The following is a 14,359-nucleotide window of genomic DNA, read 5'->3' as shown; positions in this document are numbered from 1 at the left end:
ATAATCGAATTATCCCAACGAAGCCAATACATGACGACAAATTAAAAAAAGAGATCGAAAACTTTAAGTTTTTTGTACAATATGGTAGCTTTAAAGATTTTAAAGATTATAAAAATGGAGATATTTCATACAATCCAAATGTGCCAAGTTATTCTGCTAAATATCAGTTAAGTAATGATGATTATAATGTACAACAGTTAAGAAAACGATATAATATCCCAACGAAACAAGCACCTGAATTAAAATTGAAAGGCGATGGCGATTTAAAAGGATCATCCATAGGATCTAAAGATCTAGAATTTACCTTTGTCGAAAATCAAGAAGAAAATATCTATTTTACAGATACAGTACAATTTACTCCTAGCGAGGTTGATAAAACATGAATCAAACTGAATATAAAATAAAACCTGGTAATATAAAAGGTAACTCTGAGGAAACAAGTACTGTATCCAAAATTAGTTATGAAATAGAAAACGCAAATAACAGTGGTTTAAAAAGAGACAAAATCAATGAACAAATAGAAGGTCTTAAAGAATACGATAAGTTTCCTGGGAACTTAGAATACGTTGATAGTTATACCGACCCAAAAACAGGTACGACCACAAGTGCTTTTTTAAATAAAGAGACAGGAAAAGTTACTTTAGGTATGACAGGCACCAATTTACACAAAGGTGCAATGTTAAAACAAGCGTTTGGCGTTGCTTCTCCTCAAGACTATAGAGATGTGTATGAAACGCTAAATGATATTCGGGCAGATATCAATATTGGACTCCATTCCGTCACGGATAAAGATCCACATTATAAAAATACCCAAGACTTTATTAAAGGAATCAAAAAAGACTATGATATTGATACAATTACAGGACATTCTTTAGGTGGTAGAGATGCGATAATTTTAGGTACGAGTAATGACATTAAACATATCGTTGTGTATAATCCAGCACCATTGGCGGTCAAAGATGTGAGTATACTTTATGACGATGGGGAAGAACTTAAAAAAATGATTGAAAAGTATGATGGTCATATTGTGAGATTCGTGTCTAATCAAGATATATTAGATGCAGGTGTTCGCGATCTTATGTATGAAACTGCCGGAGAAAAAATAGTGATAAAAAATGGAGAAGGCCATTCAATGGATGGTTTTTTAATCAAAGGGACACAAGCTAAAATATTAGCCGAATTAAAAAGAGTCAAAGGATACCAAGACGCAAATAATAAATCATTTAAATCAGTTCGTAAGCAAACGAGACGTAGACTAGATAAAGTAGAGACGCTGAGAGCGAATTGGATTCAAACGAATGGTGGGGCGCTGTCTTCATCTCAACAACAATTATTAGAATCTTTAACGGCATTAACTATCGCCCAAGGATTAAGCCAATTGGTTGATGAAGAAAGTCAACATTTGAAAAAAATGTATCAATCGATGGCACATAAGTTTGGAGAAAATTGGAAAAAAGCTCAAGAAGCTGGGAATGAAATTGCTGAAAAACTAACCTTTGCAGAGGTCATAGATGAATTACGGGCAGGTGGCGCGTATGAAAGTAAACTTGAAACGGATCCCCAAAGAAAAATAGATAATAAGTTAAAAAAATTAAATGATGTTTCTAAAAATTGTGATGATTATATAGCTAAAATTAAACAGAGCATTCATGCAATTGTTGAAAAGGATAAAGCGTTAGCAAGTCAAATAGGTGGTATTATGTGATGTTTACAGAATATAAAAAATTAAGTGATCTTGAAAATGCCTTTGATGTAGAAAGAAAAAAATTAAATGATGAATTAAATCAACTTTATGAACTAAAACATCAAACGCGCCGAAAATGTGAACAAATGTATGATCACTTCTTATATCTCAAACATAAACTGAATTATAGTGAAGCAGCTACTATCAAGATGACGCGTATTATAGAAGCATTTGATGGAGAAATGAATCAGCGTATCAGACATCAAGAAATGAAATTAGAAGATGATAAAGATACATTAAGAAGAGACTACTTAAAACAATCTGCCAGAATTGAAGGAGATGAATAAGCATGATACGAGGTTCGAATGCCATACCAGATTTAGCAGTAATGGGAGGAATGATGGAAAAAGAACAAATTAGAACGGTTATTGCACCAGAACATGATCGAATGCATCATGACCATCAGAATAAGCTAAAAAGTGATGAAAAAATATTACTTGACCAAATGGTGAGTCATTTTAAAAAATTTGAAGGTGAATTTAAAAATGCGGCTCAAGGAGATTGGGTGAAAAGTGCAATGTCTGAATTAAATGATATAAGCGATGATTTAAAGCATATTCAGGATATCGAAGTATGATGATGTTGTCTAATAAGGATGTAGTTAGGATATATGTTAGTTATCAACTGTAGGGAAATAACAAATGAACATGTTGTTTTTCTGCAGTTTTGCTTTATCCAATGATATCATTATGTTTCAACTTGATATTCGTGTAAACGTGCTATGAATTTAAAAATGAAGGCTATAAAACGCTATATATGAAAAAGTGCAATCATATTTTTAACTTCAAAGTATGGCCAAACGGTAATCACTGATAACAATTTAGATTATTTTCAGACAATCAGTTTAAGGGTAAAAAAGACAATGATGCAAGCTGGAATGTACTTGAAATAGCTGTATATATGAAATATAAAGTATTATAAATAAGCCCAACATTATCGATCATCGACAGTGTTGGGCTCAAATCATTGATTATGTGGATTGTTTTCAGTAGTGTTATTTATCTTCTAATAGATATTTAATTGAGTTATATATATCTTCTAATGTTTTGACAGATTGATCAAATAGCGCTTTTTCTTTTTCATCTAATGGCAGTTCATATATTTTAACTGCTCCATCTTGATTGACCAATGTTGGCACACCTACATACACGTCACGATATCCACCGTATTGGCCTGTAAGTTGTGTTGATACATTTAATACGTTATTTTCGTTGTTTAAAATTGCTTTTGAAATACGCATTAATGCTAAAGCAATACCATAATATGTTGAACCTTTCGCTTGTATAATTTCATAGGCAGCATCACGAGTATTGACATAAATTTCTTCAGCTTTGGCTTCACTACCGGTTTTTTCTTTTAGTGCTTCGAATACTGGCATACCAGCGATGTTAGCTTGTGACCATACGGCTAATTCAGAATCACCATGTTCACCGATAATACTAGCATTTACACTTGCAGGTGCCACGTCGAATTCTCGACTGATTAAATATTGTAAACGTGCACTATCTAGTACAGTGCCTGAACCAATAACGCGTTCTGCTGGTAGGCCTGTATATTCTTTAATGAAGCGTGTTAGGATATCAACTGGATTTGCTGCAATTAAGAAGTAGCCGTCAAAGCCACTATCCATCACGCTTTTCACAATATCTTTCATGATTTTAGCGTTTTTCTCTACTAATTGTAAACGTGTTTCACCAGGTTTTTGCGGTGCGCCAGCTGTAATGACCACTAAATCAGCATCTTTACAGTCTGAATATGTACCCGCACTTATGTTAACTGGAGAAGGACAATGGGCTGTCCCATGGTTTAAATCTTGAACATCAGCATTGACTTTATCCGTTGCAATATCAATAATCACAAATTCATCAGCTACACTTTGCGTTACCATTGCAAATGCGTAGCTTGAACCTACTGATCCATCCCCGATTAATACAACTTTTTTACCAAATGCTTTCATAACTAATTCTCCTAACTATTTGATTTAATTTGAATGTACAATATTAAAAATATCTATTCAAAATAAATAATAATAATTTTATTTCAGTATAATGTTTTGCTAAAAATTTACAAGTGATAGCATTGCTAGAAAGTAGCGTTAAATTACACTTGACCCTTTCAAAATACTGCAACAAGGGGTTATATCTATACCTCTAAAAATTTGTGACAATTTTTAGTATAGCACTTCAGAACATACTTATGATATTTATAGAGCGCGGTTCAGAACTACGGCAAGGCTGACTATCAATATTAGTTCATAGCCTAAAATATAATGATGTCTCAAACACTTTTAACTATGATCTAAAAAAAGTATTGTATGTTCCTAATTGCAATTTTGAGTAAAGCGTATCAATTATAAATTTACATAAAATGGCCATAGTAAGTAAAAAAAAGAACAATGCATTTCAAGGATAACATTTGTGCTGAAGCATCAAAAGTTATTCGTTACTGGACATTTAAAAAGTGGTTATATCCAGATAAATCGATATGTAAAAAAATTTAAGTATAACTGAATATTGGTAATTCCGTTTAAAATAATATGAATACTATTATATTAAGTGTGAATTTAACTGCTATAGAATTAAAATAATATCAATTTATATGAAAACCTTTACAAATTTTTAAGCAAAGGTTATAATTCAAGTGGTTATAACCAGTAGGAGGAATAAAATTGAAGAAAGCGAACACGCCGTTATATTTTCAAATTTATGAAACACTTCATAAAGGTATAAAGTCCGGACTTTATCAGGAGGGAGATAAACTTCCTTCCGAGCGCAAACTTTGTGAAGAATATAACGTTAGTCGTATTACCGTCAGAGAGGCTTTAGACCGATTAGAGAAAGATCATCTAATTAAAAGAGAACACGGTAAAGGCTCATTTGTACTTGGAAGTCAATATACACAATTATTAAACAAATTGTATAGCTTTAAGGATGAAATAGAAAAGAACGGTGATGATGCCAGTACGAAAATGTTAAACATTGAACTTAAAGTATCTACACCCTTTTTACAAGAAAAAATGAACCTTGAACCATATCAATATGTATATGAATTAACAAGGTTACGATTGTCTAATGGCAAACCTTTAATCTATGAGGTGAGTTACTTACCATTAAGATTTTGTGAGGGGTTGGAGCGGTTTGATTTCAACAATGTATCATTATATGAGACTTTGAATCAACATTATAACATTCAAATTACCAACGCTTACGAAAATCTAGTTGCAAGTAAGTTGAATAAAAAATATGCAGCTTTGTTAAACGGAGAAGTAGATGATAGTTGTATGTATATTGAGCGCTTTAGTTACTACGGAGATGTGCTCATAGAGTATACCCAAAGTATCGCAAGTGGTCATAAGTATAAATATAAGGTAAAACTGATGTGATTTTGTTTAGATACGGGAGGTTTTCATAGTGTTAAATGAAACATATACTTATCAAGAGATTAAACAGCAGCCTGATATGTGGCGCCGCACAGCTGATATTGTGGCGCAAAAACAGGATGCCTTTGAAACGTTCATGCATCACATGATAAGCAACAATAAGGATAAAAAGTTGAAAGTGATATTTACTGGTGCAGGTTCTAGTGCCTATGTTGGAGATATAGCTAGAATGGCATGTGCCACAGAAAAATTCACTCAATTTGACTTTGAATCAGTACCTACTACGCATTTTGTCACGAGTCCAGAAGTATACATAGATGATGCAACAGCGTATTTAATTGTATCATTTGCACGCTCTGGCAATAGTCCGGAAACAAAAGCGACGGTAGAAATTGCAAATCAACTTACAGATAATGCATATCATTTATTCATTACCAACAACAAAGATGGCTTTTTAGGTACTGTAGAAGAAAGTGAACGTATTTTCAAAATTGTTTTACCAGACGAAACGAATGATCAATCTTTAGCAATGACATCCAGTTTTTCTTCTATGTTATTTGCAATTTACATTCTATTCGGTGGTAAATACAATGCTTCATTTTTTGATAAAGCTAAAGAAAATTTTGAATGGATCGAAGCACAGGTTGATCAAGTGAGTATGCTTGATTTTTCTAAGGTCTTTTACGTTGGAACAGGTCTTATTGGTGAATTGACAAAAGAAATAAGTCTCAAAATGAATGAGTTAACGGCAGGACGTGTTGAAATTGCACGAGAAACAACGCTAGGCTTTCGACATGGTCCTAAAGCAGGGCTAAGCGATAATGCCATCTTTATTATGCTTCGTAGTAATCAACCATATAAACGTCAGTATGAACAGGATATTATTGCAGAAGTCAATCAAGTTAAAGGGAAATATCATATTCTGACACTAGAAAGTCAATTAACAGATGAAACCCATGCGATAACGTTGCCGAATTCAACGGAACTTACAGATTTAGAATTGGCCTTAGAATATTTGATGTTTGGTCAATTACTTGCTGCTAAAAAATCAGTTGCTTTTGGTCTGAACCCTGACAATCCAAGCCCTGATGGTTTTATTAATCGCGTGGTTAAAGGTGTCACAATTTATCCAGTTCAAGCATCTCATTAACGTCGAAATTTGACGTGTATTCAAGGGGACTATGTGTTGCACAAAGTTCAATAAATGAGCGAATCGCAATCTAACAGCTTAGTAAGAGAGGCAATGTAGCTACATCCAAAGTATATAAAAATAAAACGTGTCATTTTTTGAAAGCGCTTTAACTAAGGCGAGATTATCAAGGGTTTTGAAATTATTATGTGTGCAGATTTAAAGCAACGATTGATGCAAAAAATTAAAACACACGACAAAAAGATGCAGCTTTTAATGATATTTAAATAGTTGACGGTGGGATTGAAATATCAATTTAACGCGTTGTAGTTAAATGAATACGTTATCTATGACACATATATCATGCATCGTGAAACCAAAGATTACATTTAAGAGTATTTAGACTGCGGGAGGTCTAATTTCTTATACATACCTACCTACACAATATATTGGTATGAAACAAGTGAAATCATAGTAACTCTAAAAAATAAGGAGGGCGTATAGATGATTGTAAAAAATTTAAGTCGACTCGTAGATAAGAACGGCATATATTCGGCAGTGGCTGTCGATCAACGCGGTGCCTTGAAAAAATTATTAGGTAAGCAAGGTACAGCGCAAAACTTAGCATCCTTTAAAAAATTAGTTGCAGAAGTACTGACTCCAGAGAGTTCCAGCTTTTTAGTAGATCCTGAGTTTGGCTTGGAAGCAGCAAAAGCCAATGTAGCAGGTTTGATTTTAGCTTATGAACAAACCGGATACATTAAAGATCAACCAGGTCGTTTGCCTCGACTGATTGAGGGTCAAAGTGTGAAACGTCTAGTTGAAGCGGGTGCAGATGCAATTAAATTCTTGCTTTACTACGACGTTGATGAACCAGATGAAATTAATCAAAAAAAGCAAGCAGTGATTGAGCGTGTAGGGGCAGAATGCAAAGCTGAGCATGTGCCATTTTTATTAGAAATCTTGACTTATGATGATCAGATTGGTGATGAAAAAGGTGACGCTTTCGCGTTAGTCAAACCGCATAAAGTCAATAGTGCAATGAAGTTATTTAGCGAAGCACGATTTGGCGTTGATACTTTAAAAGTTGAGTTGCCGGTAAATATGAACTTTGTTCAAGGCTATGGTCATGAAGGATGCATGACTCAACAAGAAGCAGCAGAAGCCTTTAAAGCACAAGCGAATTCAACGCATATACCCTATATTTACTTGAGTGCCGGTATGGATTCGCAATTATTTAATAAATCATTACAATTTGCCGCAGAAAATGGTTCAACATTTAATGGTGTTTTATGTGGTCGTGCGACGTGGCAAGGTGCGACAGAAGTGCTTGCTAAAGATGGAGAAGCAGCAGCACGTGAATGGCTTCAGACAGAAGGAATTAAAAATCTTAAGGCATTGAATCAGGTTAATCAACAAACAGCAACACCGATTTAACACAATGTATTAAGAAATCATATACCAAGCTTTTAGCCGATACCAAGCCATCGTTTGACCTAGTAATACACACGAATCTAAAAAAACGACATACATGATATTCGTTATGCACTTACTGAACAATCGTTGTTTTGGTTATTAAAAAAATGCTGTGAAAGTAATATTAAAATGTTTTTAATTAAGAAAGGAGATATGTGAAATGGCAATCATTGCTAACAGAATTGATGGCAGACTTATTCATGGACAGGTTGCAAATTTATGGGCAACAAAATTAAACGTTGGACGCTTTATGATTATTGATGACGAAATAGCACAAAGTGATATTGATAAACAAGCATTAAAGCTTGCAACGCCAGCTGGTATTAAACTAAGTGTACTACCTATTGAAAAGGCTGCAACAAATATAAAAAATGGTAAATACGATTCTCAACGCGTCATGATTATTGCGAAACGTCCGGATCGTTTTGTTGAACTAGTGAATCAAGGCGTACAAATTGATAATTTAAACGTTGGAAATATGTCACAAACAAATGAAACACGTTCAATTACTAATTCAATTAATGTGATGGATGAAGACGTCGAAAACTTTGAAAAACTACAATCAGCAGGCGTTACAATCACTTCTCAAATGGTTCCAAATGATAAAGCTGTAGACTTCATGTCATTAATTAAAGCATAAATGAAGGAAGGTGTTTGTTTTGGAAATTATGTGGTGGCAAATTTTACTACTAACATTGTATGCAGGCTATCAAATTTTAGACGATTTACAATTTAATATTTTTGGTCATCCCGTATTTGCTGGTATTGTCTCTGGATTGATTATGGGAGATATTAAGACGGGCTTAATTATCGGTGGTGGTATGCAATTAACAGTTCTTGGTGTAGGTACATTTGGTGGGGCCTCTCGTATTGATGCCAATTCAGGTACTGTTTTGGCGGTAGCTTATTCGGTAGCTTTAGGAATGAACCCACAACAAGCATTAGCGACATTGGCTGTGCCAGTAGCAAGTCTAATGATTCAAACAGATGTTTTGGCAAGATTTACGAATACATTCTTTGCACATCGTATCGATGCTAAAATTGAGCAAATGGACTATAAAGGTATTCAAAGAAACTACTTATATGGTGCAATTCCATGGGCATTGTCTCGAGCGATTCCAGTATTTTTAGGATTGTTTTTTGGCGGTGGTGTGGTAAAAAACATTGTCAATTACTTGAATGGTGACCTAAAGTGGTTAGGTGATGGTTTAACAGTTGCGGGGGCAGTCTTACCTGCAGTTGGTTTTGCAATTTTATTGCGCTATTTACCTTTGAAAAAACACTATCCGTATTTCATCCTAGGTTTTATTATTACAGCGCTTATGGTTACAGTGTTTGATGGTTTATCAGGTATAGGAACTTCTGTTGCGCATTTAGACGACAAGTTTACAATGTCATTCTCATCTTTACCAATGCTTGCCATTGCAGCCATTGGCTTTGCGCTTGCCAGCTTAGAGTACAAACGAACATCTACGCTAACAGCTATGTCGTCAGCATCAGGAAAACAAGATTTGAATCATGCTGATGATGAAGGAGAGATTGATGATGACGAACTTTAACCATAAAAAACAGGATACTTCAAAAACTCATGTACATAAGGATGCAAAGCCATTAACAGGCAAGTCGCCTGAAACGCCTTATAAACTAACAAATAAAGACTTTCGACAAATTAATATGCGTAGTTTGTTCTTCTACCAATGGGGTTGGAACTATGAACGTATGCAAGGATCAGGTTATTTATTTACAATTCTACCTCAACTACGCAAAATTTATGGTGATGATACACCAGAATTAAAAGAAATGATGAAAACACATGCACAGTTCTTCAATACGAGTAATTTTTTTAACACAATTATTACCGGTATTGATATTGCGATGGAAGAAAAGGAACAGTTTGCTGCAAAAGAATCCGTTGAAGGGTTCAAAGTTGGTTTAATGGGACCATTTGCAGCAGTTGGAGATGCTATATTTGCATCATTAGTGCCAACTATTTTTGGTGCGATAGCTGCTAACATGGCCCAAGATGGTAACCCATTTGGCGCATTGTTATGGTTTATCGCAATATTAGCAGTTATTGTGTTTAGATGGAAACAATTGAAATTTGCATACAAAGAGGGCGTAGCACTGGTTACAACAATGCAACATCGTTTAGAATCACTGACGAATGCCGCAACATTATTAGGGGTCTTTATGGTAGGTGCACTTGTTGCAACGATGATACGTGTTCAGTTTGCATGGAAGCCTAAAATTGGTGATTTAACGGTTAATATTCAAGACAGTGCAAACATGATTTTGCCGCGTCTGTTACCGCTAGTCATTGTCTTTTTAATTTACTGGTTACTTGGACGTAAAAAAATGAATTCAACCCGTGCCATTTTCTTAGTGATTATTGTATCGATTATTTTATCCGCATTAGGTGTTATAAAAAATATTTAAAAAGGTGAAATACAATTATGAAAAAGTTAATTTTAATAAGTCATGGTTCATTTTGTGAAGGTATTAAAAATAGTGTTGAGATGATTTTTGGAGCGCAAGATTATATTCACACTGTAGCCTTAACACCGGAGCAAGGACAAGAAACATTTGAAAAAAACTTTAAAGCACTGATAGAAGATGACGACGATGTAGTGGTATTTGCAGATTTACAAGGTGGTACACCAGCTAATACAGTTTCAAAGCTCATCATGCAAGGTGCTAAATATCAACTGTATACAGGAATGAATTTGCCGATGATTATAGCTTATATTAATGCACAAATGATTGGTCAGCCAGCAGATATTGCTCAAAAAGCAAAGGATGGTATCATCGATGTCAATGCTTTGTTAGCGCATGATGACGATGAAGAATAGAGATAGCGAATCAGGTATAAATAAAGAATATGCGCGCTTCAAAGTGAACATTAAATATGTTTACTTTGAAGCGTGTTGTTTTATGTTTCAAAAAGAAAATTTAATGACTACAATAGACAAAACATCTATGTTTCACCGAAATGAACAACCGCCACATGTATTTATAGTTAAACTAAATGTTGCATTTGGTAGCCAATTCTAGGATGGGTAATGATTAACTTCTTATCCATATGCGCATCGTCTTCGCTGTAATTTAACTTCTTACGTAATGAAGCCATATGTACACGTAGTGATGCCATTTCACACTTATTAACGTAACCAAAGATTGATTTTAAAAGGACTTGGTATGTTAACACTTTACCAACATGATGACTTAGAATTTTTAACAATTGAAATTCATTTGGTGTTAAATGAATTGGTTGGTCGTTAATGTAAACCATTTTAGCATTGAAATCAACCGTAAGCGGACCATTTTTGAAGTTGTTTTCTTCGGTTGTTGTTTTTTTTGAGACACGCAGTGCGACTCTAATACGTGCTTGTAATTCGTCGACATTGAACGGTTTAATCATATAGTCATTCGCACCGCAGTCTAGCGCATTGACAATTGTTTGTTCTTCTGTACGCGCACTGATAACAATAATTGGTGTATCGATATCTGTTCTGATTTGCTTGATTAGAGTAAAGCCATCAATATCAGGTAAACCTAAATCAAGTAATATAACATCTGGATGCTCTGTTCGAATACGAAAGGCTGCGTCCTTTCCATTTCTTGCTGTGATTACTTTATAGTAATTCATGGTTAAAGTAACATCGATTAAATGTAAAATAGCAGCATCATCTTCAACAACTAAAAGTGTAGATTTCATCATCTCACCCTTTCATATCTATTTGATCTATATCTAAGTAAAAATAAAAAATACTGCCATGTGGATGATTAGGTTGGTATTCTAATTGGCTATCATGTTGTTTTAAAATGAGTTGCACTAAATATAGTCCCAGTCCTAAGCTGTCTTTTTTATTGTCTTTAAAATAATCCCCTGAATAATAAGGTTTATAAATTAAATGTCGTTCTTCTTCAGGAATCCCTTTCCCAAAATCAATCATTTCAAAGCGTACACGAGATGGCTGTAGATGAATGCAAAGTTTAATTTCTGAAGTGGTCCCAGAGTGTTTCAACGCGTTATCAACGAGATTAAATAAAACTTGCAGTATTAGTTTGCTATCAATGTGAACGAATGCCATGGTATCTTCGGTTTCAATCGTTACCTTTTGATTTTGGTGTCTGCGAATCAACCCTTGCTCGAATTCTTCTAACAGTTCTTCTATAAGATAAGCCGTCCGTTTTACTTTTATATCAGAACTTTCCAACTTAGTGAGAGATAAAATATTAGTAACAAGTGTATACAGGTATTGTGCTTCCTTATATGAAGCAGTTAATAGTTTTAATTTTTCAGCGTTATCTAAGCTCTTACTGTGAAATTTCAACACATCTAAGTTTCCAATAATAGATGTGAGTGGTGTCCGTATATCATGTGAAATAGAATGTAAGAAATTAGAGCGTGTTGCTTCGCGCTCAGCTGTTAACATCGATTGTCTTGTTTGTTTAAGTAAATATACATTTTCTATTGCCAGCATTAAATCATTTAACATAGAGTCTAATATTGAATTGTCATACATATCGATATAATCTTTATCATCAAATTGAATGGACACGATTCCTTTTACGGGATTACTACCTATAGGTATACATAGATATTTGCTTCCGGGGAAGGTATCGGTAAGTCTTCCGGCACGATGTTCGTTTTCGATGACCCAAGTCAATGTTTCTGCATCTTCTACATCTTCCATATTTTTTGTGTTTTTAAATGATGGATGTCCAAATGAAGATGATTTGACTACTTTTTTTGATTCGACTAAAAACACCGTAACATTTTGATGTAACAATTGATGGATTTGTTCACCAGCTATATTTAACAGTTTCATTATAGAATAAGATTCTTTAATAGATTGATTAAACTGTAACATAATATCAGTACGATATAATTGGCGCTCTGTTAATGAGTGCTGATACTTTAAATTTTTTAAAATGGCACTCGTAAAAATACTTGCAAAAATACTGATTACAAATGTAATAGGGTATTCAAATCGATACATTTCTAGAGTGAATCTTGGCACGGTAAAGAAATAATTAAAAATAAAAACGTTTAATATCGATGTAAAGAATCCAATGAGATAAGATTGCGTCCATATGGATAATAAGATAATACCAATAAAGAATAATAGTAAAATAATTGCGCTTGATTCATTTTTATCAATTGTGTAAATCCACATACCAAGGAGAACACAAAATGTTTGAATAATAAGCATTTTCATTATATCTACAGATAATGCTATTTGATAAGATGGTTTATTCATTGATTGTGTACGTTCTTGCTTATTTGAGTTTATATAATAGATAGGCACAATCTCTAATTTGAAATAATGCGGCGCATGGTTAATTTCTTCAATAAGTGATTTTTTAAAATAATGTTTCCATTTTGGGTTTTCTGATTGCCCAAGAACTAACTTAGTAACAAATGCGCTATCGCACCAATCTGTTAATGCTTTTGCAACGTCTTGTGCATAAAGAACTTTAATCTCTGCACCTAACGATTTGGCGAGCATAAGATTTTTATGCACGTAATGGTCTTGTATTTTGCTTTCTGAAGGTGTCTCAAAGGTGTCGATATAAATAGCTGTAAATTTGGCATGTTCTTTATAGGCAGAACGTCTTGCTTCTCGAATAACGCGCTCGTTATAAATACTACCACTGACAGCAACGGCAATATGAGGCGTGATATCTGTATGTTTTGTATTACATTGTTGTTCTTTTTGACTCATAATGTCTGCTACAGTTCTGAGCGCAAGTTCACGCAATCTAGTCAAATTTTCATAAGAAAAAAAGTTGGAAAACGCTGTTTCTAAACGTTCTTTTTTATATACTTTTCCAGCTTTTAAACGTTGTATCAGCATATTCGGCGAAATATCTACAACTTCAAATGCATCTGCCGACATAATAAATTGATCGGGTACGCGTTCTGTCACTTGAATACCTGTCATTAATTCAATTTGTCCACTTAAACTTTCTATATGTTGGATATTTAGTGTTGTCCACACATCGATACCGTGAGACAGTATTTCTTCAATATCCATATATCTTTTCAAATGACGATTTTTAGAAATATTAGTGTGTGCGAGTTCATCAATCAATACGATATCGGGTTGAGCCTCAATAATTCTTTCAACATTGATAAACTGAAACATATGGCTACCGAATTTATGGCTAGAAGTTGTAATTTCAGGAAGTTGTTTGGCAAGCGCATTTGTCTCAGGACGTTGATGTGGCTCAATATAACCGATCTTAACATCCACCCCTTCTTTATATTGGTCGATACCATTTGAAAGCATTTCATACGTTTTCCCAACGCCAGGGCTATAACCTAAATAAATGGTCAGAGTTCCTCTTTTTTTATATGAACTTTCCATATGCTAACACCTCTTAAGTATATATTAATTAATACTAAAATAATTATCCATTTATATTTTTATTTTATGTCTCATCTTTATATTTTCTTAATATCTTTTTTGAAATATTAATACTATGATTATACAGTTCTTGCTAAGCTTTTCTTGAAAGTGAGGAGAGAACAAAATGATTGCACTATTAGCATTTGTTGTAATCGGATTAATTTTATATTTATTTTACGCATTATTTTGGAGTGAAAAATTCTAATAACGAAGGA

Annotated in this window: 15 protein-coding genes; 12 read left to right on the top strand and 3 right to left on the bottom strand. The window is 33.9% G+C overall.

From position 1 onward, the window contains the following. The 4 genes from HMPREF2597_RS06005 to HMPREF2597_RS05990 form a co-directional block, all read left to right on the top strand. A partial coding sequence (locus tag HMPREF2597_RS06005; RefSeq protein WP_141760424.1) for a tandem-type lipoprotein occupies positions 1-383 on the top strand: 383 nt, incomplete at its 5' end. Then, the gene (locus HMPREF2597_RS06000; RefSeq protein WP_002479149.1) at positions 380-1,705 is read left to right on the top strand and encodes an alpha/beta hydrolase family protein; all 1,326 of its coding nucleotides are present in this window, start codon (positions 380-382) and stop codon (positions 1,703-1,705) included. The genes HMPREF2597_RS06005 and HMPREF2597_RS06000, both read left to right, overlap by 4 nt. After that, positions 1,705-2,031 carry a hypothetical protein gene (locus HMPREF2597_RS05995; RefSeq protein ID WP_002479148.1) on the top strand — a complete coding sequence of 109 codons (327 nt, stop codon included), beginning with the start codon at positions 1,705-1,707 and terminating at the stop codon, positions 2,029-2,031. Before HMPREF2597_RS06000 ends, HMPREF2597_RS05995 begins: the two co-directional genes overlap by 1 nt. Positions 2,032-2,033: 2 nt before the next feature. Beyond that, a complete protein-coding gene (locus tag HMPREF2597_RS05990; protein WP_002460943.1) occupies positions 2,034-2,321 on the top strand; it encodes a hypothetical protein in 288 nt (95 codons plus the stop codon). A gap of 417 nt (positions 2,322-2,738) precedes the next feature. On the opposite strand, the gene HMPREF2597_RS05985 is transcribed toward HMPREF2597_RS05990, so the two are convergent. Next, the gene (locus HMPREF2597_RS05985) at positions 2,739-3,701 is read right to left on the bottom strand and encodes an L-lactate dehydrogenase (protein WP_002460942.1); all 963 of its coding nucleotides are present in this window, start codon (positions 3,699-3,701) and stop codon (positions 2,739-2,741) included. A gap of 711 nt (positions 3,702-4,412) precedes the next feature. Here HMPREF2597_RS05985 and HMPREF2597_RS05980 point away from each other — a divergent pair. The 7 genes from HMPREF2597_RS05980 (at position 4,413) to HMPREF2597_RS05950 (ending at position 10,577) form a co-directional block, all read left to right on the top strand. Further along, a complete protein-coding gene (locus HMPREF2597_RS05980) occupies positions 4,413-5,126 on the top strand; it encodes a GntR family transcriptional regulator (protein ID WP_002460941.1) in 714 nt (237 codons plus the stop codon). A 28-nt stretch (positions 5,127-5,154) separates the two neighbouring features. Further along, positions 5,155-6,273: an SIS domain-containing protein gene (locus HMPREF2597_RS05975; RefSeq protein ID WP_002479147.1), complete on the top strand. Its 1,119-nt coding sequence runs from the start codon at positions 5,155-5,157 to the stop codon at positions 6,271-6,273. Positions 6,274-6,756: 483 nt separating this feature from the next. Continuing rightward, positions 6,757-7,689: a tagatose 1,6-diphosphate aldolase gene (locus HMPREF2597_RS05970; RefSeq protein ID WP_070817236.1), complete on the top strand. Its 933-nt coding sequence runs from the start codon at positions 6,757-6,759 to the stop codon at positions 7,687-7,689. A 199-nt stretch (positions 7,690-7,888) separates the two neighbouring features. After that, the gene (locus HMPREF2597_RS05965) at positions 7,889-8,368 is read left to right on the top strand and encodes a PTS sugar transporter subunit IIB (RefSeq protein ID WP_002460937.1); all 480 of its coding nucleotides are present in this window, start codon (positions 7,889-7,891) and stop codon (positions 8,366-8,368) included. Between the two features lie 19 nt (positions 8,369-8,387). After that, positions 8,388-9,287: a PTS mannose/fructose/sorbose/N-acetylgalactosamine transporter subunit IIC gene (locus tag HMPREF2597_RS05960; RefSeq protein WP_002460936.1), complete on the top strand. Its 900-nt coding sequence runs from the start codon at positions 8,388-8,390 to the stop codon at positions 9,285-9,287. Then, positions 9,274-10,164: a PTS system mannose/fructose/sorbose family transporter subunit IID gene (locus HMPREF2597_RS05955; RefSeq protein ID WP_012990660.1), complete on the top strand. Its 891-nt coding sequence runs from the start codon at positions 9,274-9,276 to the stop codon at positions 10,162-10,164. The genes HMPREF2597_RS05960 and HMPREF2597_RS05955 overlap by 14 nt, the downstream gene beginning before the upstream one ends. 17 nt (positions 10,165-10,181) lie before the next feature. Next, on the top strand, positions 10,182-10,577 hold the full coding sequence (locus HMPREF2597_RS05950; protein ID WP_002479145.1) for a PTS sugar transporter subunit IIA: 396 nt from the start codon (positions 10,182-10,184) through the stop codon (positions 10,575-10,577). 167 nt (positions 10,578-10,744) lie between these two features. Here HMPREF2597_RS05950 and HMPREF2597_RS05940 read toward each other — a convergent pair whose 3' ends face one another. Both HMPREF2597_RS05940 and HMPREF2597_RS05935 read right to left on the bottom strand, forming a co-directional pair. Further along, positions 10,745-11,443 (bottom strand): response regulator transcription factor, encoded by a 699-nt coding sequence (locus HMPREF2597_RS05940; protein WP_002491992.1) that lies wholly within the window; start codon positions 11,441-11,443, stop codon positions 10,745-10,747. A 4-nt stretch (positions 11,444-11,447) separates the two neighbouring features. After that, positions 11,448-14,102 carry a sensor histidine kinase gene (locus tag HMPREF2597_RS05935; RefSeq protein ID WP_002460932.1) on the bottom strand — a complete coding sequence of 885 codons (2,655 nt, stop codon included), beginning with the start codon at positions 14,100-14,102 and terminating at the stop codon, positions 11,448-11,450. A 166-nt stretch (positions 14,103-14,268) separates the two neighbouring features. Here HMPREF2597_RS05935 and HMPREF2597_RS13010 point away from each other — a divergent pair, with 166 nt between their 5' ends. Continuing rightward, positions 14,269-14,349, top strand: a complete 81-nt coding sequence (locus tag HMPREF2597_RS13010; RefSeq protein ID WP_002491980.1) for a potassium-transporting ATPase subunit F — start codon at positions 14,269-14,271, stop codon at positions 14,347-14,349. Positions 14,350-14,359 lie beyond the last annotated feature (10 nt).

Source organism: Staphylococcus sp. HMSC063A07 (assembly GCF_001836955.1).
Lineage (GTDB): Bacteria > Bacillota > Bacilli > Staphylococcales > Staphylococcaceae > Staphylococcus > Staphylococcus lugdunensis.
The sequence above is the reverse complement of the archived record's forward strand: the minus strand, read 5'-3'. Positions and strand labels throughout refer to the sequence as shown.

Excerpts from the sequence above, each read along its gene's own strand:
- HMPREF2597_RS13010 (WP_002491980.1), top strand. The coding sequence starts at position 14,269 with ATGATTGCACTATTAGCATTTGTTGTAATCGGATTAATTTTATATTTA.
- HMPREF2597_RS05965 (WP_002460937.1), top strand. The coding sequence starts at position 7,889 with ATGGCAATCATTGCTAACAGAATTGATGGCAGACTTATTCATGGACAG.
- HMPREF2597_RS05935 (WP_002460932.1), bottom strand. The coding sequence starts at position 14,102 with ATGGAAAGTTCATATAAAAAAAGAGGAACTCTGACCATTTATTTAGGT.
- HMPREF2597_RS05955 (WP_012990660.1), top strand. The coding sequence starts at position 9,274 with ATGACGAACTTTAACCATAAAAAACAGGATACTTCAAAAACTCATGTA.
- HMPREF2597_RS06000 (WP_002479149.1), top strand. The coding sequence starts at position 380 with ATGAATCAAACTGAATATAAAATAAAACCTGGTAATATAAAAGGTAAC.
- HMPREF2597_RS05940 (WP_002491992.1), bottom strand. The coding sequence starts at position 11,443 with ATGAAATCTACACTTTTAGTTGTTGAAGATGATGCTGCTATTTTACAT.
- HMPREF2597_RS05990 (WP_002460943.1), top strand. The coding sequence starts at position 2,034 with ATGATACGAGGTTCGAATGCCATACCAGATTTAGCAGTAATGGGAGGA.
- HMPREF2597_RS05985 (WP_002460942.1), bottom strand. The coding sequence starts at position 3,701 with ATGAAAGCATTTGGTAAAAAAGTTGTATTAATCGGGGATGGATCAGTA.
- HMPREF2597_RS05970 (WP_070817236.1), top strand. The coding sequence starts at position 6,757 with ATGATTGTAAAAAATTTAAGTCGACTCGTAGATAAGAACGGCATATAT.
- HMPREF2597_RS05995 (WP_002479148.1), top strand. The coding sequence starts at position 1,705 with ATGTTTACAGAATATAAAAAATTAAGTGATCTTGAAAATGCCTTTGAT.
- HMPREF2597_RS05950 (WP_002479145.1), top strand. The coding sequence starts at position 10,182 with ATGAAAAAGTTAATTTTAATAAGTCATGGTTCATTTTGTGAAGGTATT.